Source organism: Pseudomonas sp. B707, from assembly GCF_022496685.1.
Classification (GTDB): domain Bacteria; phylum Pseudomonadota; class Gammaproteobacteria; order Pseudomonadales; family Pseudomonadaceae; genus Aquipseudomonas; species Aquipseudomonas paraglycinae.
The window spans coordinates 314060-337978 of record NZ_WTVE01000026.1; the positions used below are offsets into that span (position 1 = coordinate 314060).

A 23919-nucleotide genomic window follows, 5' to 3' on the forward strand; every position below is an offset into this window, starting at 1 on the left:
CCGGCCTTGTGCCGGGTTTGTTTTTTGTGGGTCAGGAGGCGGTGAGGGTTTCGTGTTCTTTGTGCTCGGTATACTTGAAGGCGTTCCTCAGATCCGCCCCTTCACCCAGGGCTTTCGCATCGGCGAGCAAGTGCGGATAGCGATCGAGCAGGCGCATCAGCAGCACCAATGCCTTCGGCGGAAGCACTTCGCCGCGCTCATAGCGGGAAAATGCGTTGTGTCCGCCACCAGACAGCAGTTGCACCGTTTCTTTTTGCGTCAGGTGCAATTTGCGCCGGATGCGCTTCATCTCGTTACCGATCATTTGTCGGGCAGCAATCACCAGATCATCACCGGCTTGCGTGTAGCGTTCTGCACTATCGGTATCGGCGTCCCACTCGACCTCACCGCATTTGCGACATTCCCAGCCAGCAAGGTCATCGATACGACGTTCCATGCCTTTGACACTGATGGTTTCGCCGCGGCCTTCGAAATGTGTCATTCCCTCACGTGCACCGCAGCTGAAACATTGCCGGGTTTTCATTGGTTTTTCTCCTTGAAGGAGATTACCGGTGGGCCACCTTCGGGGCGGTATGTCACCTTGATGTAAATCTCCAGATCGTGTGAGTGCGTGTGATAAACGTCTTGCCAGACTCGATGATCGTCATAGGTGGTCATCGACTTGTACAACATCCTGTTCTGCAGTTCGAAAACGATTTCTTGCATCTCTATGATGCTGAAGCCGAGATCCAGTCCGGTTTTTTCTGCGCTCTTGGTGAATGCCTGTCTTCCCCGTCGCCTGACCTCAGCCTTGATCACCACCAAGTCGTAATGGGGTGTGTACTTTTCCATAAGAAACCAAAACCCTGTCCCTGAAATTACCCTTAAAGGGTAATTTTGACCAATCGAAAATCCCGCTCCATTTGCCCCTCTCTGACCCTAGGTGGTTGCTGTCCTACAAGGAGCTGACTAACATGTCAGAAAATTCATCCCATGATTGGATGAAAGGGCGAATCCAATGTCAGACATTTCTCCACTTATTAAGCGATCCCTGGTCGATCAGGCCCTGGATCAATTGCGCCAGCGCATCACCGATGGCACGTGGCAGGTCGGTCAGCGTTTGCCGACCGAGCCCGAGTTGTGTGCCGAGCTCGGCATCAGCCGCAACACCGTGCGCGAGGCGATGCGGGTGTTGGCGTTTTCCGGTTTGATCGAAATCCGTCAGGGCGACGGCAGTTACCTGCGGGCGGTGGTCGATCCGATGGACACGCTCAAGGCGCTGTCCAAATGCTCGCTGGACCAGGCCCGGGAAACCCGGCACATCCTTGAAGTCGAGGCCATCGGCCTGGCGGCCTTGCGCCGGACCGATGAAGACCTCGTCGCACTGCGTGAGGCGCTGGGTGTCGCCGGCAGTCACTATCACGGCGACCTCGACAGTTACATCCGCTGCGACCTGGTGTTTCACCGTCGTTTGGTGGATGCCGCGCACAACCCGACCCTCAGCGAGTTGTATCGCTATTTTTCCAGCATCGTCGGCGCGCAATTGCGCCAGACCCTGAACATCGTCCCCCGTCGACAGGAAGTCTTCGATTTGCACGTCGCCTTGCTTGAGGCTGTCGAGCAGCGCGATCCGGAGCGGGCCAAAGCCCTGTCGAGGCAGTTGATCAATGAACCTTGAAACCGAGAAAACCATGTCCCGCCCAGAGGTTTCCCCAGCACCCGTTCGCAAGGCCGAGCTCGAAGAGTTGTTGATCGACGCCGAAGCCGATGACGAGCAGGTGCAGCAAAGCCATCCGCTGGTACGGCGTCCGTGGCTGTTGCTGCTGGGGCTGATTCTGGTGGCGTTGAACCTTCGTCCGGCGCTGTCGAGCATGGCGCCGTTGCTCAGTGAGGTGTCGAAAAGCCTCGGTTTGTCCGCCGCTCAAGCGGGTTTATTGACGACGTTGCCGGTGCTTTGCCTCGGTCTGTTCGCTCCGCTGGCCCCGATACTTGCGCGGCGTTTCGGTGCCGAGCGGGTGGTCTTGGGAATTCTTCTGACACTGGCCGGCGGCATCATCCTGCGCAGCAATTTCGGTGAAATCGGTCTGTTCGCCGGCAGCGTGCTGGGCGGCGCGAGCATCGGCATCATCGGCGTGTTGCTGCCGGGCATCGTCAAGCGTGACTTCGCCAAGCATGCCGGCACCATGACCGGTGTCTACACCATGGCTCTGTGTCTGGGCGCGGCGATGGCGGCGGGCTCCAGCGTGCCGCTGAGCGAGCACTTCGACCACAGCTGGGCCATGGGCCTGGGTTTCTGGGTGATTCCGGCGCTGGTGGCGGCAGTGTTCTGGCTGCCGCAAATCGGCCAGAAGCACGGCGCGCACAATGTCGCGTATCGAGTGCGTGGTCTGTTGCGTGATCCGCTGGCCTGGCAGGTGACCTTGTACATGGGCCTGCAATCGTCGCTGGCCTACATCGTGTTCGGCTGGTTGCCGTCGATCCTTATCGGTCGCGGGCTGACGCCGACCCAGGCCGGCCTGGTGCTGTCCGGTTCGGTGATCATCCAGCTCGCCAGCTCCCTGGCGGCACCGTGGCTGGCCACGCGCGGCAAGGATCAGCGGCTGGCGATCGTGGTGGTGATGGCGCTGACCCTCGGCGGTCTGTTCGGTTGCCTCTATGCGCCGATCGAAGGGTTGTGGGGCTGGGCGATCCTGCTGGGCCTGGGGCAGGGCGGTACGTTCAGCCTGGCGCTGACCCTGATCGTGCTTCGCTCACGGGATTCCCATGTCGCGGCGAACCTGTCGAGCATGTCCCAGGGCTTCGGCTACACCCTCGCATCCATGGGGCCGTTCGCGGTCGGCGTGGTGCATGACTGGACCGGAGGCTGGAACGCCGTGGGCTGGATCTTCGGCATTATCGGTGCCGGGGCAATCCTCGCCGGCCTCGGTGCCGGACGTGCGTTGTACGTGCAGGTGGTCAGCGAAAAGGTCTGATACGCACACACTGTCGGTATTCGGAATGCGAATGCCGATAGTGTTTCGGGCGTTTGCGGATTATCGTGCTGGCAATCTGTACCTTTCCTGGAGATTGCCCATGAGTGAAGAAGCCCACAGCGCCCTGATCACCCGTTTCTACCAGGCTTTCCAGCGCCTCGACGCCGAGGCCATGGCCGCCTGCTACACCGACGACGTAGTGTTCAGCGATCCGGCCTTCGGCGAGTTGCGCGGCCGCGATGCCGGCGACATGTGGCGCATGCTCACTACCCGCGCCAAGGACTTCTCCCTGACCTTCGACAACGTCCGCGCCGACGAGCGCAGCGGCGGCGCCCACTGGGTAGCGACGTACCTGTTCAGCCAGACCGGCAACATCGTCATCAACGACATCCAGGCACGTTTCGTCTTCCGTGACGGCAAGATCTGCGAACACCACGACCACTTCGATCTGTGGCGCTGGTCCCGCCAGGCGCTGGGCTTCAAAGGTCTGCTACTGGGCTGGACGCCGCTGGTGCGCAACGCCGTCCGCGCCCAGGCGCTGAAAGGGCTGAAGGCATTTCAGGCGAGTCGCTGATAAGATCGCGGCCTGTTTTCCTTACGCCTGAATTTTCCCGTGACCAGCCTCAGCGAAAATCCTCTCGATGCTGACGTTCCAGTGAGCAAGTCCTGGTTCGTCTACCTCGTACGCGCCGCCAACGGTTCGCTGTACTGCGGGATCAGCGATGATCCCGTACGCCGTTTCGCCAAGCACCAGAGCGGCAAGGGCGCACGGTTCTTTCTCTCAAGCCCGGCGATGGCGCTGGTCTACACCGAGCGTTGCCGCGACAAGGGTGACGCGTTGCGCCAGGAGCGGTTGATCAAGAAGCTCAGGAAGAGTGCGAAGGAATGTCTGGTGGCGTCTTATCAACCTGACTGATCAGTTCCCATCAGCCGGATCCGTAGGCTGCGAACGAATTGCGCGCTAAGCTGCTGGCTCACTTTCTGTGCGGCGGAGCCGAGCATGTCCGAGTTGATTCTGCATCATTACCCGACCTCTCCATTCGCCGAAAAGGCCCGGCTGCTGTTGGGTTTCAAGGGCCTGTCCTGGCGCTCGGTGCACATCTCGCCGGTGATGCCGAAACCGGACCTGACCGCCCTGACAGGTGGCTACCGCAAGACTCCGGTGCTGCAGATCGGCGCCGACATCTATTGCGACACCGCGCTGATCGCCCGCCGCCTCGAGCAGGAGAAGGCTCAGCCTTCGTTCTTCCCGGAAGGTCAGGAAATGATTGCCGCCAGTTTTGCCGCCTGGGCCGATTCGGTGGTGTTCCAGCACGCGGTGAGCCTGGTGTTCCAGCCGGAATCGGTGGCAGTGCGTTTCGGCAAATTGCCGCCGGAAGCGATCAAGGCGTTCCTTGCCGATCGGGCCGGACTGTTCAGTGGTGGCAGCGCAACCAGGCTTTCAGCGGAGCAGGCCAAGCACAATTGGCCGACACTCATGGCGCGTCTGGAGCAACAGTTGCAGCGCGAAGACGGTGACTTCCTGTTCGGCGAGCCGTCGATTGCCGACTTCGCCATGGCCCATCCGCTGTGGTTCCTCAAGGCCACGCACGTGACGGCACCGTTGGTGGATGCTTACCCGGCAGTGTCGGCGTGGCTGGGGCGTGTGCTCGGCTTCGGCCATGGCGCGGCCAGCGAGATGAGCTCGGAGGAGGCACTGGAGATCGCGCGCAGCTCGACGCCGGCGGCGTTGCCGGGCGAAGAGTTCACTGATCCGAACGGGTTCGTGGCAGGTCAGCAGGTGCTGGTCGCAGCGACAGACTACGGTGTAGATCCGGTGGCCGGTGAGCTGGTGTTTGCCGGTCGCGAGGAGCTAATCCTGCGCCGTGAAGACGAGCGAGGCGGGTTGGTGCATGTGCACTTCCCGCGTTTCGGTTTCCGGATCGAGAAACGCTGAAACAACTGAGGGAGCCGATTGGCTCCCTCGTTCATTTCAGTGCAGCGAGAATCTCGTCCGGATCAAATCCGCGAATCAACGTGCCATTGACGTCGATCAGCGGGATCCCGCGCCCGCCCAGCGCTTCGTACACCTTGCGTGCCTCGGCATCCTTCTCGATATCGAATTCCTTGAACGGAATGCCTTTCTGATCGAGAAAGCGCTTGGTCTGCTTGCAGTAGCCGCACCAGTCCGTGGCGTACAGCACGACATGGGCGTTGGCGCGGACTTTCTCGGACGCCATCTGCGACGGGTTGAAGACCCGCTCGATCTTGCCCCAGTTCTGATAGACCACGACCACCAGCAGAACCAGCAGAACCTTTTTCAGCACATTGCCGAGCATCAGTTGCGACGCTTCAACTGATCGGTGAGCGAGGTCGGCAGGCCTTTGATGACCAGCGTCCCGGCCTCTTCGTCGTATTCGATCTTCGAGCCCAGCAGGTGGGCTTCGAAGCTGATCGACAGGCCTTCGGCGCGACCGGTGAAGCGGCGGAACTGGTTGAGCGTGCGTTTATCCGCCGGAATCTCCGGCGACAGGCCGTAATCCTTGTTGCGGATGTGATCGTAGAAGGCTTTCGGGCGCTCTTCGTCGATCAGCTCCGAGAGTTCTTCCAGGCCCATGGGTTCGCCAAGCTTGGCCTGGCTGCTGGCGTAGTCGACCAGGGTCTTGGTCTTCTCGCGGGCGGAATCTTCCGGCAGGTCTTCGCTCTCGACGAAGTCGCTGAAGGCCTTGAGCAGGGTGCGGGTTTCGCCCGGGCCATCGACGCCTTCCTGGCAGCCGATGAAGTCGCGGAAGTACTCCGAAACCTTCTTGCCGTTCTTGCCCTTGATGAACGAGATGTACTGCTTGGACTGCTTGTTGTTCTGCCACTCTGAAACGTTGATCCGCGCCGCCAGGTGCAGTTGACCGAGGTCGAGGTGGCGCGACGGGGTCACGTCCAGTTGATCGGTCACCGCCACGCCTTCGCTGTGGTGCAGCAGGGCGATGGCCAGGTAATCGGTCATGCCTTGTTGATAGTGGGCGAACAACACATGGCCGCCGACCGACAGGTTCGACTCTTCCATCAGCTTTTGCAGGTGTTCGACCGCGACTTTGCTGAACGCGGTGAAGTCCTTGCCGCCTTCCATGTACTCCTTCAGCCAGCCGCTGAACGGGAACGCACCGGACTCCGGATGGAACAGGCCCCAGGCTTTGCCCTGTTTGGCGTTATAGCTCTCGTTGAGATCGGCGAGCATGTTCTCGATGGCTGCGGACTCAGCCAGTTCGGAGTCACGGGCGTGCAGGACTGCGGGTGTGCCGTCGGGTTTTTTGTCGATCAAATGGACGATGCAATGACGGATCGGCATAGGCTTCTCGGCTGGTGGAAGGGAGGAGGGCGGGCTCCCCCGAAAAAGCGCTCAGTGTACCGCAACCACTGGATTTGGCGCGGGGTGAAGGGCAAATCCGGGTCACCCGACGACCCTTATGCATTTATTTACCGATTTAGCGCAATAAACCTGACCATTTGGCTAGCTAGAGGCGGATATTTCCTTGTCTCTGTGCTAGTTTTGCCCGGTCTTGTGCGAAGTCACCGCGACAAGCATGCATTCAGCTTTTGTCAGGTCGAACCAAACCTTGATTTCGGCATCTATAACCCCGACTCGTCGTGGTTATCGCCGAGGGTGCCAGATCCAGAAGATCGGGCTCGATGGCTGACACTGCACTCTGCAATCCATATGAATTTGATAGGGAAGGAACACTACATGGCTCTTACTAAAGACCAACTGATCGCCGACATCGCTGAAGCTATCGACGCGCCGAAAACCACCGCGCGTAACGCTCTGGACCAACTGGGCCAAATCGTTGCCGATCAGCTGGAAAACGGCGGCGAAATCACCTTGCCAGGTATCGGCAAGCTGAAAGTGACCGAGCGTCCTGCCCGCACTGGCCGTAACCCATCGACTGGCGCTGCCATCGAAATCCCTGCCAAGAAAGTGATCAAGCTGGTTGTGGCCAAAGGCCTGACCGACGCTGTGAACAAGTAAGACGCAGCGATAAAAAAACCGTGCACCGGAGCGATCCGGGCACGGTTTTTTTGTGCCTGCCGATTGTGTTTCAGCAGTGGCGGCGGCTGCTTTGCGCTCAAGTGCCGCCCCGGTTGAAACGTCTTACTTGCGAACCCAGCGTTCGCGCCGCCAGATCTGCTGTTCGGACTTGGTCTGGAAGGTCCAGGCGACGAAGCGACTCTGTTTCTGCCCCTGGGACATTTCCACCACCTGGCTTTCCAGCGCGCCGGCCTTTTTCAGTGCGGTTTCGATGGCAGGCAGGTTCGAAGCTTTCGAGACCAGGGTGCTGAACCACAACACCTTGTGCGCAAAATTCGCACTTTCGGCGATCAGTTGCGTCACGAAACGCGCTTCGCCGCCCTCACACCACAGCTCGGCCGACTGACCGCCGAAGTTCAGCACCGGCAGTTTGCGTTTCGGATCGGCCTTGCCCAGGGCTCGCCATTTACGCTCGCTGCCCTTGGTGGCTTCTTCCATCGATGCGTGGAACGGCGGGTTGCACATGGTCAGGTCAAAGCGCTCGCCGGGCTCCAGCAGGCCGATCAGGATGTGCTTGCGGTTCTCCTGCTGGCGCAACTGGATGACCTTGTTCAGGTCGTTGGACTGGACGATGGCCCTGGCAGCAGCCACGGCGGTCGGATCGATCTCCGAGCCGAGAAAGTGCCAGCGATATTCGCTGTTACCGATCAGCGGGTACACGCAATTGGCGCCCATGCCGATATCCAGCACGTTGACGATGGCACCGCGCGGAATCACGCCGTCGTTGTTGCTGGCCAGCAGGTCAGCCAGGAAGTGGATGTAGTCGGCGCGGCCCGGCACCGGCGGGCACAGATAATCGGCCGGGATGTCCCAATGCTGGATGCCGTAGAACGATTTGAGCAACGCCCGGTTGAACACACGCACTGCATCGGGACTGGCGAAGTCGATGCTTTCCTTGCCGTACGGGTTGGTGATCACGAACTTCGCCAGTTCCGGCGTGGTCTTGATCAGCGCCGGGAAGTCGTAACGACCCTGATGGCGATTGCGCGGGTGCAGGCTGGCCTCTTTACGCGGCGCCACGGGCTTGGCCGGGGTGGCGGAGTCAGGCTTCTTGCGCGCAGGTTTTGGTGTACGTGGGGCGTTCATGGGCGTGGTCGATTCGGGTAGGGCTGAAAGTGGCGGCTATTGTCCCACAGGGAGCCGTGTTGTTGGCCGGAAAAGTGCCGGGCACAAAAAAGGGAGGCCATTGCGGGCCTCCCTTTTTCAGTGCGATTTGCCGTTACAGGCTGGCAATCCGCGCGTGCTGCTCGGCCAGCTTGGCCAGAGCCTGCTCGGCTTCGGCCAGTTTGGCGCGTTCCTTCTCGATGACTTCGGCCGGGGCCTTGTCAACGAAACCGGCATTGGACAGCTTGCCGCCAACCCGCTGGACTTCGCCCTGCAGACGCAGGATTTCCTTGTCCAGACGCGCCAGCTCGGCGTTCTTGTCGATCAGACCGGCCATCGGCACCAGCACTTCCATCTCGCCAACCAGCGCGGTGGCGGACAGCGGCGCTTCTTCGCCGGCGGCCAGTACGGTGATCGATTCCAGACGCGCCAGCTTCTTCAGCAGCGCTTCGTTCTCGGTCAGGCGGCGCTGGTCTTCAGCGGTGACGTTTTTCAGGTAGATCGGCAGCGGTTTGCCCGGGCCGATGTTCATTTCGCCACGGATGTTACGCGTGCCGAGCATCAGGCCCTTGAGCCATTCGATGTCGTCTTCGGCCGCCGGATCGATGCGCTCTTCGTTGGCCACCGGCCACGCTTGCAGCATGATCGTCTTGCCCTGAATGCCGGCCAGCGGCGCAATGCGCTGCCAGATTTCTTCAGTGATGAACGGCATGAACGGATGCGCCAGACGCAGCGCCACTTCCAGTACGCGAACCAGCGTGCGGCGAGTGCCGCGCTGACGCTCGACCGGCGCGTTTTCGTCCCACAGCACTGGCTTGGACAGTTCCAGGTACCAGTCGCAGTACTGGTTCCAGATGAACTCGTACAGCGCTTGCGCCGCCAGGTCGAAACGGAACTGATCCAGTTGACGGGTCACTTCGGCTTCGGTGCGTTGCAGTTGCGAGATGATCCAGCGGTCCGCCAGCGACAGCTCGTAGGCTTCGCCGTTCTGGCCGCAGTCTTCGCCCTTGTCCAGAACATAACGCGCGGCGTTCCAGATCTTGTTGCAGAAGTTGCGATAGCCTTCGACGCGGCCCATGTCGAACTTGATGTCGCGGCCGGTGGACGCCAGCGAGCAGAAGGTGAAGCGCAGGGCGTCGGTGCCGTAGCTGGCGATGCCGTCGGCGAACTCGTCGCGGGTCTGCTTCTCGATCTTCTTCGCCAGTTTCGGCTGCATCAGACCGGAAGTGCGTTTCTGCACCAGGGTTTCGAGCTCGATACCGTCGATGATGTCCAGCGGGTCCAGGACGTTGCCCTTGGACTTGGACATCTTCTGGCCTTGGCCATCACGCACCAGACCATGCACATAAACGGTCTTGAACGGAACCTGCGGCGTGCCGTCCTCGTTCTTGATCAGGTGCATCGTCAGCATGATCATCCGGGCAACCCAGAAGAAAATGATGTCGAAACCGGTGACCAGCACGTCGGTGGAGTGGAATTTCTTCAGGAACTCGGTCTTTTCCGGCCAGCCCAGGGTGGAGAACGTCCACAGGCCCGAACTGAACCAGGTGTCGAGAACGTCGTTGTCCTGTTGCAGCGCAACGTCCGGACCGAGGTTGTGCTTGGCGCGCACTTCGGCTTCGTCGCGACCGACGTAGACCTTGCCCGACTCGTCGTACCAAGCTGGAATCCGGTGGCCCCACCACAGCTGACGGCTGATGCACCAGTCCTGGATGTCGCGCATCCACGAGAAGTACATGTTTTCGTACTGCTTCGGCACGAACTGGATACGGCCGTCTTCAACGGCAGCAATCGCAGGCTCGGCCAGCGGCTTGGTGGACACGTACCACTGGTCGGTCAGCCACGGCTCGATGACGGTGCCGGAGCGGTCGCCTTTCGGTACTTTCAGGTTGTGGTCGTCGACGCTCACCAGCAGGCCGGCGGCGTCGAATGCGGCAACGATCCGCTTGCGCGCTTCGAAACGCTCGAGACCGGCGTATTCGGCCGGAATCTTGCCGTCGATGCTGTCGTTCAGCGTGCCGTCGAGGTTGAACACTTGCGCTGCCGGCAGCACGTTGGCGTTCTTGTCGAAGATGTTCAGCAGCGGCAGGTTGTGGCGCTTGCCGACTTCGTAGTCGTTGAAATCGTGGGCCGGGGTGATTTTCACGCAGCCGGTGCCGAATTCAGGATCGCAGTAATCGTCGGCGATGATCGGGATGCGGCGGCCGACCAGCGGCAGCTCGACAAATTTGCCGATCAGGGCTTTGTAGCGCTCGTCGTTCGGGTTCACCGCGACGGCGGAGTCGCCGAGCATGGTTTCCGGACGGGTGGTCGCGACGATCAGGAAATCGTTGCCTTCAGCGGTTTTCGCGCCGTCGGCCAGCGGGTATTTCAGGTTCCACAGGAAACCTTTCTCGTCGTGGTTTTCCACTTCGAGGTCGGAAATCGCCGTGTGCAGCTTGGTGTCCCAGTTGACCAGACGCTTGCCGCGATAGATCAAACCGTCTTCGTGCAGGCGCACGAACGCTTCTTTAACGGCTTCCGAGAGGCCGTCATCCATGGTGAAGCGCTCGCGGCTCCAGTCCACGGACGAGCCGAGGCGACGGATCTGACGGCTGATGTTGCCGCCGGACTGATCCTTCCACTCCCAGACTTTCTCGAGGAATTTTTCCCGGCCCAGATCGTGGCGATTCTGGCCCTGGGCTTCGAGTTGACGCTCCACCAGCATCTGCGTGGCGATACCGGCGTGGTCGGTGCCCGGCTGCCACAGGGTGTTGCGACCCTGCATGCGGCGGAAACGGATCAGGGCGTCCATGATCGCGTTGTTGAAACCGTGACCCATGTGCAGGCTGCCGGTGACGTTCGGCGGCGGGATCATGATGGTGTAGGAGTCGCCCGCGCCTTGCGGGGCGAAGTAGTTCTCGGACTCCCAGGTGTTGTACCAGGAAGTTTCAATGGCGTGCGGCTGGTAGGTCTTATCCATGCGCGGCGGGACCCTATTGGCATTTATTCAGGAAAAGCCGGGAAGTATAGCGGGGCATGGGGCGCAGGGCGAGCGGGGCGGGCCGGGTGGAGACTTAAATGTTGGAGCTGGCTCGCCAGCGATGCACGCGCCGCGGTTTTCAGGAAAACCGCAGTGATGCGATCGCTGGCAGGTCAGCTCCCACAGGAGATTGGGGGATTATTCGTATTGGCTGAGAAGCCGTTCCATCCGCGCCTCGAGGCGACGTTTGATTTCGGTTTCGATGTGCGGCGCGAAATCGTCAATCACGTCCTGCATGATCAGTTGCGCGGCGGCACGCAGTTCGCTGTCCAGGTGCAGCAGGGCGTCGGGGCCTTTATCCACAGGCGCAGCGGCAGGCTGCGGGGCAGGTGCCGGCGCGGGTGCAGCCTCAACGGCTTGCGGTGTGTTGTCGACCGAATCGAACAACATCGGAATCTGTTCCTGTTCGCCATCATCGACCGTGTCGGTCAGCAGTGGCGGTTGCAGGTTGTCATCCCCGAGCAGCTGGCGGATCGACTCGAGGTCATCCAGCAGGTGCGTGGGTTTTTGCAGCGGTTTTGGAGTGTCCATCGGCGTACTCAGAGTCGCTGTAAACGGTGGTCTTGCAGAGGATAGCCCTGTTCGCGGTAGAAACGGAAACTCTCCCGCGCCGCAGTGCGGATCGCCGGATCTTCCACCACCACCTCCGCCACCCGGGCGAATTGGTTGGCGAAAACCGGGACTTTCAGGTCGAGGTTGACCAGCAAGTCTGTGTGCTGGCCGCAGTCATCGCCCAGTCCCAGCACGATCAGTCCTTCCGGTTCGCTTTCAGCCGGGCCGTGAGGCACGAAGGTTTCGCCCTTGAACGCCCACAGTCGCGCATCGAGATCATCACGCTGGGCGGCATCGCTGCAATGGAGGTAGATGCGATGGCCCATGCGCCAGGCTTTATCGGTGAGCTTGCAGGCAAAGTCCAGGCGAGCCGAAGGATCGGCGCTGGGCAGGATGTAAAAGTCGACTTTGGTCATTGCGGTTCCTGAGCTGCAAGCAGCGCCCCTCAAGAGAGGCGCCGCTCGCAGTCATCGGTTTCAGGCTTTGGCGCGGTCCAGCAGGTACTGGGTCAGCAGCGGAACCGGACGGCCAGTGGCGCCCTTGTCCTTGCCGCCGCTGGTCCAGGCGGTGCCTGCGATGTCCAGGTGCGCCCAGTTCAGGTTTTTGGTGAAGCGCGACAGGAAGCAGGCAGCGGTGATGGTGCCGGCCTTAGGACCGCCGATGTTGGCGATGTCGGCGAACGGACTGTCCAGCTGCTCCTGGTATTCATCGAACAGCGGCAGTTGCCAGGCGCGGTCGTCGGCAGCCTTGCCGGCGCTCAGCAGTTGCTCGATCAGCTCGTCGTTGTTGCCCAGCAGGCCCGACGTGTGGGCGCCCAGCGCAACGACGCAGGCACCGGTCAGGGTGGCGATGTCGATTACCGCTTGCGGCTTGAAGCGCTCGGAGTAGGTCAGGGCATCGCACAGCACCAGACGGCCTTCGGCGTCGGTGTTGAGGATTTCCACGGTCTGGCCGCTCATGGTGGTGACGATGTCGCCCGGACGCGAAGCGTTGCCGCTCGGCATGTTCTCGGCGCAAGCCAGGATGCACACCAGGTTGATCGGCAGTTTCAGTTCCAGCACGGCGCGCAGAGTACCGAACACGCTGGCGGCGCCACCCATGTCGTACTTCATTTCGTCCATGCCGGCGCCCGGTTTCAGGCTGATGCCGCCGGTGTCGAAAGTGATGCCTTTACCAACCAGTGCGTACGGCTTCTCGGATTTCTTGCCGCCGTTGTATTGCATGACGATCAGGCGCGGCGGCTGGGCGCTGCCCTGGCCGACGGCGTAGAACGAACCCATGCCCAGCGACTTGATCTTCTTCTCGTCGAGGACTTCGACTTTCAGATCCTTGAACTCTTTGCCGAGGTTCTTGGCTTGCTCGCCGAGGAAAGTCGGGTGGCAGATGTTCGGCGGCAGGTTGCCCAGGTTACGGGTGAACGCCATGCCGTTGGCGATCGCGGTGGCGTGGTTCACGGCGCGCTGCACTTCGGCCTGAGCGGCCTTGATGGTCAGCAGGGTGATCTTCTTCAGGGCGCGCGGTTCGGCTTTCTGGCTCTTGAACTGGTCGAAGGTGTATTCGCCGTCGACCAGGGTTTCGGCCAGCAGGCGGGTCTTGCCGTAGCTGTCGCGGTTCTTGACGATGATTTCATCGAGTGCCAGGACGGCATCGCTGCCGGCCAGGCCTTTAAGGGTGTTGAGGATGCCGGCGACGATCTTGCGGAACGGACGGTCGCCCAGTTCTTCATCCTTGCCCACGCCGACCAGCAGCACGCGTTCGGCTTTCAGGTTCGGCAGGCTGTGCAGCAACAGGCTCTGGCCGACCTTGCCGGCCAGGTCGCCACGCTTGAGCACGGCGCTGATGGCGCCACCGCTCAGTTCGTCGACCTGCCTGGCGGCAACACCGAGTTTGCGGCCTTCGCCGACGGCAACCACCAGGGTGGCGGTTTTCAACGTTTCTGGGCTAACGCTTTTTACAACCAGTTCCATGTCCGGATCCCTGAATGAATGGTCAACACGCAGGCGTTCGACGGTGCCCGCCGTCGCCTGCTTATAGAGAGAAGAGGCGCAGGCCAGTGCCTGCGACAGAGGCGGCAGTTTGAACCTCGCTCACCGCGCCTGACAACCCTCGGTTGTACGATCTTCAACGGATTGCACGCTTGCGTGAGTGTGCGCAGTGACAGGCGCCCTCAATCACAGGATAATGCCGCATCTTTTTTCGACGGCTCTGCCTTGCGGGCCCGTCGATACGTTTGCTTGTTTGGCCGCCTTAGCCTGACAACCCTGGAGTGTCTGGTTTGATCGTCTTCCGTTATCTGTCCCGCGAAGTCCTGTTGACCCTGAGTGCGGTAAGCGCCGTGCTGCTGGTCATCATCATGAGCGGTCGCTTCATCAAATACCTTGCCCAGGCCGCCGCAGGCCAGCTCGATCCGGGATCGCTGTTCCTGATCATGGGCTTCCGTCTGCCGGGCTTCCTGCAACTGATCCTGCCGCTGGGCCTGTTTCTCGGGATCCTGCTGGCGTACGGCCGGTTGTACCTGGAAAGCGAGATGACCGTGCTCTCGGCCACCGGCATGAGCCAGCAGCGTCTGTTTCGCATGACCCTGTTTCCGGCCACCCTGGTGGCGCTGGTGGTTGCATGGCTGAGCCTGAGCCTGGCCCCGCAAGGCGCCAACCAGTTCCAGCTGCTGCTGAACAAGCAGGACGCCCTGACCGAGTTCGACACCCTCGAGCCCGGCCGCTTCCAGGCCCTGCGCGACGGTACGCGGGTGACCTACACCGAAACCCTGAGCGACGATCGGGTCAACCTTGGCAGCGTGTTCATCTCGCAGAAGAACCTCGGCGCCAACCAGAAGGATCGCGGGATTTCTGTGCTGGTGGCGGAAAAGGGTCGTCAGGAAGTGCGTTCCGACGGCAACCGCTACCTGATTCTCGACAACGGCTACCGCTACGACGGCAGCCCGGGTCAGGCCAACTACCGCGCCATCCACTACGAAACCTACGGCGTGCTGCTGCCCAAGCCGGATGTCAGCGAGGAAGTCACCGACCGTGATGCCATGCCGACCTCGTCCCTGCTGGGCAGCGACGACATTCGCTCGAAAACCGAACTGCAATGGCGCCTGTCGCTGCCGTTGCTGGTGTTCATCGTGACCCTGATGGCGGTGCCGCTGTCGCGGGTCAATCCGCGTCAGGGGCGTTTCCTCAAGCTGCTGCCGGCGATTCTTCTTTATATGGCTTACCTGACCATCCTGATTGCCGCCCGCGGCGCCCTCGAGAAAGGCAAGATTCCACCGGCGCTCGGCTTGTGGTGGGTCCACGCGATCTTCTTGGTCATCGGCCTCGGCCTGCTGTACTGGGAACCTCTGCGCCTGAAACTGGCGAGCCGTCGCAGCGCAGCGCTGGAGGTGGCCCGTGGTTAAACTCGACCGCTACATCGGCAGCAGCGTGTTCATGGCGATCATCGCAGTGCTGGCGATCATTCTCGGCCTGGCAACCTTGTTTGCGTTCATCGACGAGATGGGCGACGTCAGTGACACCTACACCTTGGTCGACGTTCTGAGCTTCGTGCTCCTGACCGCGCCGCGTCGGCTCTACGACATGCTGCCGATGGCGGCGCTGATCGGCTGCCTGATCGGTCTCGGCAGTCTGGCGAGCAGCAGTGAACTGACCGTGATGCGTGCCGCCGGTGTCTCCATCGGGCGCATCGTCTGGGCGGTGATGAAGCCGATGCTGGTGCTGATGCTGGCCGGCGTGCTGATCGGCGAGTACGTGGCACCGGCCACCGAAAGCATGGCCCAGGCCAACCGTTCGCTGGCGCAAGGCAGCGGCGACGCGCAAAGCGCCAAGCACGGCATGTGGCACCGTCAGGGCGAGGAGTTCATTCACATCAACTCCGTACAGCCCAACGGTCGCCTGTACGGCGTGACCCGTTATCACTTCGACAAAGAGCGTCACCTGCTGAGCTCGAGCTTCGCCAAACGCGCCGAGTTCGACACCGATCACTGGCAGCTGACCGACGTGACCACCACCAAATTCCACGAGCGCAGCACTGAAGTGGTCAATACGCCGGTCGAGCGCTGGGATGTCTCGCTGAGCCCGCAATTGCTGAGCACTGTAGTGATGGCGCCGGAATCGCTGTCGATCACCGGTCTGTGGGGTTACATCCACTATCTGGCTGATCAGGGTCTGAGCAACGGTCGTTACTGGCTGGCATTTTGGGTCAAGGTGTTGCAGCCGCTGGTGACCGCCGCGCTGGTGCTGATGGCGATTTCCTTCATCTTCGGTCCGTTGCGTTCGGTGACCCTCGGTCAGCGGGTGTTCACCGGTGTGCTGGTGGGCTTCACCTTCCGCATCGTTCAGGATCTGCTGGGTCCATCCAGTCTGGTCTTCGGCTTCTCGCCGCTGTTCGCGGTGCTGGTGCCGGCTGGCGTGTGTGCGCTGGCGGGTGTCTGGCTGTTGCGTCGAGCCGGTTGATGAACAAGGTTTCACCCACGCTTTAGCCTTGAAAACGCCTCGGTCATCAGATCGGGGCGTTTTTGCATGCAATCAGGGTGACAGGCGAACGTGACGCTTGCGCCGTGTATCAGGTACAATTCCCGGCTATTTTTCGGCGGGCCAAGCCTGCAGCCTTTTTGAGTGTTGATCCGTGAGTGATTTGAGTCATATCCGCAATTTCTCCATCATCGCCCACATTGACCATGGCAAGTCGACGCTGGCTGACCGTTTCATCCAGATGTGCGGTGGCCTGGCCGAGCGTGAAATGGAAGCCCAGGTACTGGATTCCATGGATCTGGAGCGCGAACGCGGGATCACCATCAAGGCCCACAGCGTTACCCTCTATTACAAGGCCAAAGACGGCGTCACCTACCAGCTGAACTTCATTGACACCCCGGGCCACGTCGACTTCACCTACGAAGTCAGCCGTTCCCTGGCCGCGTGTGAAGGTGCGTTGCTGGTGGTCGATGCGGGGCAGGGCGTTGAAGCCCAATCCGTTGCCAACTGCTACACCGCCATCGAGCAGGGCCTCGAGGTCATGCCGGTCCTGAACAAGATCGACCTGCCACAGGCCGAGCCTGACCGCGTCAAGGACGAGATCGAGAAGATCATCGGCATCGACGCCACCGACGCCGTCACCTGCAGCGCCAAGACCGGCCTGGGTGTCGACGAAGTGCTCGAGCGTCTGGTCGCCACCATTCCTGCGCCGACCGGCAACATCGAAGATCCGCTGCAAGCGTTGATCATCGACTCCTGGTTCGACAACTACTTGGGCGTTGTTTCCCTGGTGCGCGTGCGTCACGGCCGCGTGAAGAAGGGCGACAAGATCCTCGTCAAGTCCACCGGCAAGGTGCATCTGGTCGACAGCGTTGGCGTGTTCAATCCGAAACACACCGCCACTGCTGACCTGAAGGCCGGCGAAGTGGGCTTCATCATTGCCAGCATCAAGGACATTCACGGTGCGCCGGTCGGTGACACCCTGACCTTGAGCTCCACCCCGGACGTTCCGGTGCTGCCAGGTTTCAAACGCATCCAGCCGCAGGTTTACGCCGGTCTGTTCCCGGTCAGTTCCGACGACTTCGAGGACTTCCGCGAAGCGCTGCAGAAACTGACCCTGAACGACTCGTCGCTGCAATACACCCCGGAAAGCTCCGACGCGCTGGGCTTCGGCTTCCGTTGCGGCTTCCTCGGCATGCTGCACATGGAAATCATCCAGGAGCGCCTGGAGCGCGAGTACGACCTGGACCTGATCACCACGGCGCCGACGGTAATCTTCGAACTGGTGCTGAAAACCGGTGAAACGATTTACGTCGACAACCCGTCGAAGCTGCCGGACGTCTCGTCGATCGAAGACATGCGCGAGCCGATCGTGCGCGCCAACATCCTGGTACCGCAGGAACACCTGGGCAACGTCATCACTCTGTGCATCGAGAAACGCGGTGTGCAGGTCGACATGCTGTTCCTCGGCAATCAGGTGCAAGTGACCTACGACCTGCCGATGAACGAAGTGGTGCTGGACTTCTTCGATCGTCTGAAATCCACCAGCCGCGGCTATGCTTCGCTGGACTACCATTTCGATCGTTACCAATCGGCTAATCTGGTGAAACTGGACGTGCTGATCAACGGCGACAAGGTCGACGCTCTGGCGCTGATCGTGCACCGTGACAATTCGCACTTCAAAGGTCGCCAGTTGACCGAGAAGATGAAAGAACTGATTCCTCGTCAGATGTTCGACGTGGCCATCCAGGCTGCCATTGGCGGTCAGATCGTCGCCCGGACAACCGTCAAGGCACTCAGAAAGAACGTATTGGCCAAGTGCTACGGCGGCGACGTCAGCCGTAAGAAAAAACTGCTTGAGAAGCAGAAGGCCGGTAAGAAACGCATGAAACAGGTCGGCAACGTGGAAATTCCACAAGAAGCCTTCCTCGCCGTGCTCAGGTTGGAATAGTCAGGTCCTATGTCACTAAATTTCCCGCTGTTGCTGGTCATTGCCGTGTTCGTCTGCGGTCTGTTGGCGTTGCTCGATCTGTTGATCCTGGCACCGCGTCGGCGTGCCGCCATCGCCTCCTATCAGGGCAGCGTCAGCCAGCCTGATGTGGTGGTGGTCGAGAAGCTGAACAAGGAACCGCTGCTGGTCGAATACGGCAAGTCGTTCTTCCCAGTGCTGTTCATCGTGCTGGTGCTGCGTTCGTTTCTGGTGGAGCCGTTCCAGATTCCGTCCGGCTCGATGAAACCGACCCTGGACGTTGGCGACTTCATTCTGGTGAACAAGTTTTCCTACGGGATCCGTTTGCCGGTGATCGACAAGAAGATCATCGAAGTCGGTGACCCGCAGCGCGGCGATGTGATGGTGTTCCGCTACCCGAGCGACCCGAACGTCAACTATATCAAGCGTGTGGTCGGCCTGCCGGGTGACACCGTGCGGTACACCGCCGACAAGCGACTGTTCGTCAATGGCGAGTCGATTGCCGAGCAACTGGTCGGCTCCGAGCCGGGCACGCTGGGCAGCGCGGAACTCTACAAGGAAAAACTCGGCGTCGCCGAGCACCTGATCCGCAAGGAAATGAGCCGCTACCGCGCCACACCGGACCATACCTGGACCGTGCCGGCCGGGCATTACTTCATGATGGGCGACAACCGCGACAACTCGAACGACAGTCGCTACTGGGATGATCCGAACATTCCCAAGGATCTGCTGGGCATGGTTCCCGACCAGAACATCGTCGGCAAGGCCTTCGCGGTCTGGATGAGCTGGCCGGAACCGAAACTCAGCCACCTGCCGAACTTCTCGCGGGTCGGCCTGATCAAGTAAACAAACACGGCGCTGTTGACCACAGCGCCGAATGCATTTCTGGTGTCGGCACAACCGGCTCCGGGGCATGAAGCCACGATATTCAGGACGTCATTTTTGAACACAGCGTTAATTGTCCCAGGCCTGCGCCGTATCTCGGCGATGGCAGTGGAATCCAGCCACGAACTCAGCGTGGGTAAACCGTGAGCGTTTCTCTAAGCCGCCTCGAGCGTCAGCTCGGTTACACTTTCAAGGACCAGGAACTGATGGTCCTGGCCCTTACGCACCGCAGCTTTGCCGGACGCAACAACGAGCGTCTGGAATTCCTCGGCGATGCGATCCTCAACTTTGTTGCCGGCGAAGCCTTGTTCGACCGTTTCCCGCTGGCTCGCGAAGGCCAGTTGTCGCGTTTGCGCGCACGGCTGGTAAAAGGTGAGACGCTGGCGGTGCTGGCCCGCGGTTTCGATCTGGGCGATTACCTGCGTCTGGGGTCCGGCGAATTGAAGAGCGGCGGTTTCCGTCGCGAGTCGATTCTGGCCGACGCCCTTGAAGCGCTGATCGGTGCGATCTACCTCGACGCCGGCATGGAAGTCGCCCGCGAACGTGTACTGGCCTGGCTGGCCGGCGAGTTCGAAGGTCTGACGCTGGTCGATACCAACAAGGATCCGAAGACCCGCCTGCAGGAATTCCTGCAATCGCGCGGCTGCGAACTGCCGCGCTACGAAGTGGTGGATATCCAGGGCGAGCCGCACTGCCGTACCTTCTTCGTCGAGTGCGAAGTTGTCCTATTGAATGAAAAAAGCCGGGGTCAGGGTGTGAGCCGTCGTATTGCCGAACAGGTAGCGGCCGCCGCAGCACTGATTGCCCTGGGTGTGGAGAATGGCAATGACTGATACAAACGCAACGCGCTGTGGCTATGTTGCCATCGTCGGCCGTCCCAACGTGGGCAAGTCCACGCTGCTGAACCACATCCTTGGCCAGAAGCTGGCGATCACCTCGCGCAAGCCGCAGACCACTCGCCACAACATGCTCGGGATCAAGACCGAGGGCGACGTGCAGGCGATCTACGTCGACACCCCCGGCATGCACAAGGGTGGCGAAAAAGCCCTGAACCGTTACATGAACAAGACCGCTTCGGCGGCGTTGAAAGACGTCGACGTGGTGATCTTCGTGGTCGACCGCACCAAGTGGACCGAAGAAGACCAGATGGTGCTGGAGCGCGTGCAGTACGTGACCGGCCCGCTGATCGTCGCGCTGAACAAGACCGACTGCATCGAAGACAAGGCCGAGCTGATGCCGCATCTGTCGTGGTTGCAGGAACAGCTGCCGAACGCGCAGATCATTCCGATCTCGGCGCAACACGGGCACAACCTCGATGCGCTGGAAAAGGTCATCGCCGATCATCTGCCGGAGAACGATCACTTCTTCCCGGAAGACCAGATCACTGACCGCAGCAGCCGCTTCCTCGCCGCCGAACTGGTGCGCGAGAAGATCATGCGCCAGCTCGGCGCCGAGCTGCCGTACCAGATCACTGTGGAAATCGAAGAGTTCAAGCAGCAGGGTGCGACGCTGCACATCCATGCGCTGATCCTCGTCGAGCGTGACGGCCAGAAGAAAATCATCATTGGCGACAAGGGCGAGCGCATCAAGCGCATCGGCACCGAGGCGCGCAAGGACATGGAGCTGCTGTTCGACTCCAAGATCATGCTCAATCTGTGGGTCAAGGTGAAGGGCGGCTGGTCCGACGACGAGCGTGCGCTGCGTTCGCTGGGTTACGGCGACCTGTAAGCGCTGATCCCGAGAACACCGATACCCACTGTGGGAGCGAGCCTGCTCGCGATAGCGGTATTTCAGTCGACATCCTTGTTGTCTGATACACCCTCATCGCGAGCAGGCTCGCTCCCACAGTAGTTTTGGGTTTGTGTGTAAAACTGCGTTTCGTCATCGAGAACTCAATGTCGCAAAGCCCGCCTCCCGCCCAACCCGCCTACGTCCTCCACTCCCGCGCCTACCGCGAAACCAGCGCATTGGTGGACTTCCTCACGCCGCAAGGTCGGCTGCGGGCGGTGTTGCGCAGTGCGCGGGGCAAGGCCGGGACATTGGCGCGGCCATTCGTGCCGCTGGAAGTGGAGTTTCGCGGCAAGGGTGAGTTGAAGAACGTCGGGCGCATGGAGAGTGTCGGCAACGCAACGTGGATGGTCGGCGAGGCGCTGTTCAGCGGCCTGTATCTCAATGAACTGTTGATTCGCCTGCTGCCCGCCGAAGATCCGCACCCGGCGGTGTTCGATCATTACGCCGCGACCTTGCTGGCATTGGCCGAAGGCCGGCCGCTGGAACCGTTGCTGCGTTCTTTCGAATGGCGGCTGCTCGACGACCTTGGTTATGGCTTTTCCCTGAATACCGACATCAACGACGAGCCTGTCGCTGCGGACGGTCTCTATCGCTTGCAGGTGGATGCCGGACTCGAACGGGTCTACCTGCTGCAACCCGGTCTGTTCAACGGCACCGAACTGCTGGCCATGGCCGAAGCCGACTGGTCGGCCCCAGGCGCGTTGTCCGCCGCCAAGCGCTTGATGCGACAAGCGCTGGCCGTGCATCTGGGCGGTCGTCCCTTGGTCAGTCGCGAGCTGTTTCGCAAGCCCTGATCTCACCGTATGCTGTGCGCCGAATCTTTCCATTCAGGAGCGCATCCGTGACCACCAGCAATCGCATTCTTCTTGGCGTGAACATCGACCACGTCGCCACCCTGCGTCAGGCCCGTGGCACGCGCTATCCGGATCCGGTCAAGGCTGCGCTGGACGCGGAAGAGGCGGGCGCCGATGGCATCACCGTGCATCTGCGCGAAGATCGCCGGCACATTCAGGAGCGCGACGTGCTGCTGCTCAAGGACGTGCTGCAAACCCGCATGAACTTCGAAATGGGCGTCACCGAAGAAATGATGGCGTTCGCCGAACGCATTCGCCCGGCGCACATCTGCCTGGTGCCGGAAACCCGTCAGGAATTGACCACCGAAGGCGGTCTGGATGTGGCGGGGCAGGAAGAGCGGATCAGGGCGGCTGTCGAGCGTCTGTCGAAGATCGGCAGCGAGGTATCGCTGTTCATTGACGCCGACGAGCGGCAGATCGCTGCGTCGAAGCGCGTCGGTGCCCCGGCTATCGAGCTGCACACCGGGCGTTACGCCGATGCCGAAACGCCCACCGAAGTGGCTGAAGAGCTCAAGCGTGTGGCGGACGGCGTGGCCTTCGGTCTGGCCCAGGGCCTGATCGTCAATGCCGGCCATGGCCTGCACTATCACAACGTCGAGGCGGTTGCCGCAATCAAGGGCATCAACGAGCTGAACATCGGTCACGCACTGGTGGCGCACGCGTTGTTCGTCGGCTTCAAGTCGGCGGTGTCGGAGATGAAGGCGTTGATTCTGGCGGCTGCCAAACACTAAGTTTCAACATCCTGTGGGAGCAAACTTGCTCCCACATTTGTATTGGGGATGGGTTAAAGCGGGGCGGGCTCTTGAGCCGGTTTCGATTTATCGATCCCCGGCACATGCAGGTTGCCCTCGGCCACTTGATCGCCTTCAAGCTGCGGCTGGGTCACCCACGTCAGGATGTCGTAGTAGCGACGGATGTTCGCCACGAAATGCACCGGTTCGCCGCCCCGGGCGTAGCCGTAGCGGGTCTTGCTGTACCACTGCTTCTGCGACAGGCGCGGCAGGATCTTTTTCACATCCAGCCACTTGTCCGGGTTCAACCCTTCCTTGGCCGCCAGTTTGCGCGCGTCATCCAGATGACCGCTGCCGACGTTGTAGGCCGCCAGAGCAAACCAGGTGCGATCCGGTTCCTGGATCGACTCGTCGAGCTGATCCTTCATGTAGGCCAGGTACTTGGCGCCGCCCATGATGCTCTGCTTCGGATCGAGGCGGTTGGACACGCCCATGGCCTGAGCGGTGTTCTGGGTCAGCATCATCAGCCCGCGCACGCCGGTCTTCGAGGTGACCGCCGGTTGCCACAGTGATTCCTGATAACCGATCGCCGCCAGCAGGCGCCAGTCGACTTTCTCTTTCTTGGCGTAGGCCTTGAAGTGCTGTTCGTATTTGGGCAGCCGCTGCTGCAGATGCTGGGCGAAGGTGGTGGCACCCATGTAGCCGAGGACGTCGACGTGGCCGTAATAGCGGTCTTTCAGACGTTGCAGGGTGCCGTTCTTCTGCACCTTGTCCAGATAACTGTTGATCTCGTTGAGCAGGCTGTTGTCTTCGCCGGCGGCCACGGCCCAGCTCTGGCTGCGCGCGTCGCCGAGGTCGAAGGCCACGCGGATGTTGGTGAAATACACCTGGTTCATCGCCACTTCGTTGGAATCGACCAGGGTCAGGTCGATCTGACCTTCATCGACCATGCGCAGCAGGTCGACCACTTCAACGGCGTCGGATTCTTCGTACTGGATGCCAGGATATTTCTGTTTCAGCTCCGCCAGTTGTTCGGCATGGGTGCTGCCCTTGAGCACCATGATCTTCTTGCCCACCAGATCGCCGGCGTCGGTAGGACGAGATTGGCCGTTGCGATAGATGATCTGCGGGGTGACTTCGAGGTAGGAGCGGGAGAAACGCACCTGTTTCTTGCGCTGTTCGCTGCTGACCAGGCCGGCGGCGGCCAGTACCGGGCCGTTCGGCTTGCCGACCTGGTTGAACAGGTCGTCGAGGTTGTCGGCGGTTTCAATCTTCAGCTCGACCCCCAAATCGTCGGCGAAGCGCTTCACCAGCTCGTATTCGAAGCCGGTTTCACCGCTGCGATCCTGAAAGTAGGTGGCGGGGCTGTTTCGGGTGACCACCCGCAGCACGCCATCCTCCTTTACGCGCTCGAGTGTGTTGGGTTTATCAACACAGCCACTGAGCATCAGGAAGAGTCCGGTAGCGATCAGCCATTTGGCGTACCGCGGACGCAAAGCCGTTGGGGAAAACATGTGCGCAGTATACGCAA

At 60.8% G+C, this 23919-nt stretch carries 24 protein-coding genes; 14 read left to right on the forward strand and 10 right to left on the reverse strand.

Annotated elements, in window-relative coordinates; translation table 11 throughout:
• Positions 1–31: 31 nt before the first annotated feature.
• A complete protein-coding gene (locus GQX66_RS16305; RefSeq protein WP_085746998.1) occupies positions 32–523 on the reverse strand; it encodes a type II toxin-antitoxin system MqsA family antitoxin in 492 nt (163 codons plus the stop codon).
• Complete coding sequence (locus GQX66_RS16310) at positions 520–831, reverse strand: type II toxin-antitoxin system MqsR family toxin (protein ID WP_085746999.1); 312 nt, start codon at positions 829–831, stop codon at positions 520–522. Before GQX66_RS16310 ends, GQX66_RS16305 begins: the two co-directional genes overlap by 4 nt.
• Positions 832–997: 166 nt before the next feature.
• Here GQX66_RS16310 and GQX66_RS16315 point away from each other — a divergent pair, with 166 nt between their 5' ends.
• The 5 genes from GQX66_RS16315 (at position 998) to GQX66_RS16335 (ending at position 4887) form a co-directional block, all read left to right on the forward strand.
• Complete coding sequence (locus GQX66_RS16315) at positions 998–1657, forward strand: FadR/GntR family transcriptional regulator (RefSeq protein ID WP_007957343.1); 660 nt, start codon at positions 998–1000, stop codon at positions 1655–1657.
• Positions 1647–2951: a CynX/NimT family MFS transporter gene (locus GQX66_RS16320; RefSeq protein WP_102686916.1), complete on the forward strand. Its 1305-nt coding sequence runs from the start codon at positions 1647–1649 to the stop codon at positions 2949–2951. Before GQX66_RS16315 ends, GQX66_RS16320 begins: the two co-directional genes overlap by 11 nt.
• A gap of 100 nt (positions 2952–3051) precedes the next feature.
• On the forward strand, positions 3052–3525 hold the full coding sequence (locus GQX66_RS16325; protein ID WP_085608154.1) for a nuclear transport factor 2 family protein: 474 nt from the start codon (positions 3052–3054) through the stop codon (positions 3523–3525).
• Positions 3526–3564: 39 nt separating this feature from the next.
• A complete protein-coding gene (locus GQX66_RS16330) occupies positions 3565–3867 on the forward strand; it encodes a GIY-YIG nuclease family protein (RefSeq protein ID WP_102686917.1) in 303 nt (100 codons plus the stop codon).
• Between the two features lie 84 nt (positions 3868–3951).
• Positions 3952–4887, forward strand: a complete 936-nt coding sequence (locus GQX66_RS16335) for a glutathione S-transferase family protein (RefSeq protein WP_240870029.1) — start codon at positions 3952–3954, stop codon at positions 4885–4887.
• 31 nt (positions 4888–4918) lie between these two features.
• Here the strand turns inward: GQX66_RS16335 and GQX66_RS16340 are convergent, their stop codons facing one another.
• Entirely contained in the window at positions 4919–5269 is a 351-nt protein-coding gene (locus tag GQX66_RS16340; protein WP_240870034.1) for a glutaredoxin family protein, read from the reverse strand.
• Positions 5269–6273 carry a nucleoid-associated protein YejK gene (gene yejK, locus GQX66_RS16345; protein WP_007957356.1) on the reverse strand — a complete coding sequence of 335 codons (1005 nt, stop codon included), beginning with the start codon at positions 6271–6273 and terminating at the stop codon, positions 5269–5271. Before yejK ends, GQX66_RS16340 begins: the two co-directional genes overlap by 1 nt.
• Before the next feature lie 396 nt (positions 6274–6669).
• Between yejK and GQX66_RS16350 the strand changes: the two genes are divergently transcribed.
• Positions 6670–6951, forward strand: coding sequence for an HU family DNA-binding protein (locus GQX66_RS16350; protein WP_003221909.1), 282 nt, complete (start codon positions 6670–6672; stop codon positions 6949–6951).
• A gap of 123 nt (positions 6952–7074) precedes the next feature.
• Here GQX66_RS16350 and rlmF read toward each other — a convergent pair whose 3' ends face one another.
• The 5 genes from rlmF to GQX66_RS16375 form a co-directional block, all read right to left on the reverse strand.
• The gene (gene rlmF / locus GQX66_RS16355; protein ID WP_240870036.1) at positions 7075–8097 is read right to left on the reverse strand and encodes a 23S rRNA (adenine(1618)-N(6))-methyltransferase RlmF; all 1023 of its coding nucleotides are present in this window, start codon (positions 8095–8097) and stop codon (positions 7075–7077) included.
• A gap of 133 nt (positions 8098–8230) precedes the next feature.
• Positions 8231–11077, reverse strand: coding sequence for a valine--tRNA ligase (locus GQX66_RS16360; protein WP_240870039.1), 2847 nt, complete (start codon positions 11075–11077; stop codon positions 8231–8233).
• A 198-nt stretch (positions 11078–11275) separates the two neighbouring features.
• Positions 11276–11668, reverse strand: a complete 393-nt coding sequence (locus GQX66_RS16365; RefSeq protein WP_102686921.1) for a DNA polymerase III subunit chi — start codon at positions 11666–11668, stop codon at positions 11276–11278.
• Positions 11669–11676: 8 nt separating this feature from the next.
• Positions 11677–12105, reverse strand: a complete 429-nt coding sequence (locus tag GQX66_RS16370; protein ID WP_102718358.1) for a DNA polymerase III subunit chi — start codon at positions 12103–12105, stop codon at positions 11677–11679.
• Between the two features lie 60 nt (positions 12106–12165).
• Positions 12166–13656, reverse strand: a complete 1491-nt coding sequence (locus GQX66_RS16375; RefSeq protein ID WP_085747009.1) for a leucyl aminopeptidase — start codon at positions 13654–13656, stop codon at positions 12166–12168.
• A 308-nt stretch (positions 13657–13964) separates the two neighbouring features.
• Here GQX66_RS16375 and lptF point away from each other — a divergent pair, with 308 nt between their 5' ends.
• The 8 genes from lptF to pdxJ all read left to right on the forward strand — a co-directional run bounded on the left by lptF (position 13965) and on the right by pdxJ (position 22388).
• Complete coding sequence (gene lptF, locus GQX66_RS16380) at positions 13965–15086, forward strand: LPS export ABC transporter permease LptF (protein ID WP_240870046.1); 1122 nt, start codon at positions 13965–13967, stop codon at positions 15084–15086.
• On the forward strand, positions 15079–16140 hold the full coding sequence (gene lptG, locus GQX66_RS16385; protein WP_039769506.1) for an LPS export ABC transporter permease LptG: 1062 nt from the start codon (positions 15079–15081) through the stop codon (positions 16138–16140). Before lptF ends, lptG begins: the two co-directional genes overlap by 8 nt.
• A gap of 172 nt (positions 16141–16312) precedes the next feature.
• Complete coding sequence (gene lepA, locus GQX66_RS16390; RefSeq protein ID WP_039769508.1) at positions 16313–18109, forward strand: translation elongation factor 4; 1797 nt, start codon at positions 16313–16315, stop codon at positions 18107–18109.
• Positions 18110–18118: 9 nt separating this feature from the next.
• Entirely contained in the window at positions 18119–18973 is an 855-nt protein-coding gene (gene lepB, locus GQX66_RS16395) for a signal peptidase I (protein ID WP_011332588.1), read from the forward strand.
• 182 nt (positions 18974–19155) lie between these two features.
• Complete coding sequence (rnc, locus tag GQX66_RS16400) at positions 19156–19845, forward strand: ribonuclease III (RefSeq protein WP_011332589.1); 690 nt, start codon at positions 19156–19158, stop codon at positions 19843–19845.
• Positions 19838–20740 (forward strand): GTPase Era, encoded by a 903-nt coding sequence (gene era, locus GQX66_RS16405; protein ID WP_240870048.1) that lies wholly within the window; start codon positions 19838–19840, stop codon positions 20738–20740. Before rnc ends, era begins: the two co-directional genes overlap by 8 nt.
• A 167-nt stretch (positions 20741–20907) precedes the next feature.
• On the forward strand, positions 20908–21597 hold the full coding sequence (recO, locus tag GQX66_RS16410; protein WP_085747010.1) for a DNA repair protein RecO: 690 nt from the start codon (positions 20908–20910) through the stop codon (positions 21595–21597).
• Between the two features lie 47 nt (positions 21598–21644).
• The gene (gene pdxJ / locus GQX66_RS16415) at positions 21645–22388 is read left to right on the forward strand and encodes a pyridoxine 5'-phosphate synthase (RefSeq protein WP_064382428.1); all 744 of its coding nucleotides are present in this window, start codon (positions 21645–21647) and stop codon (positions 22386–22388) included.
• 53 nt (positions 22389–22441) lie between these two features.
• Here pdxJ and mltF read toward each other — a convergent pair whose 3' ends face one another.
• Positions 22442–23902 (reverse strand): membrane-bound lytic murein transglycosylase MltF, encoded by a 1461-nt coding sequence (mltF, locus tag GQX66_RS16420; protein ID WP_011332593.1) that lies wholly within the window; start codon positions 23900–23902, stop codon positions 22442–22444.
• Between the last annotated feature and the right edge of the window lie 17 nt (positions 23903–23919).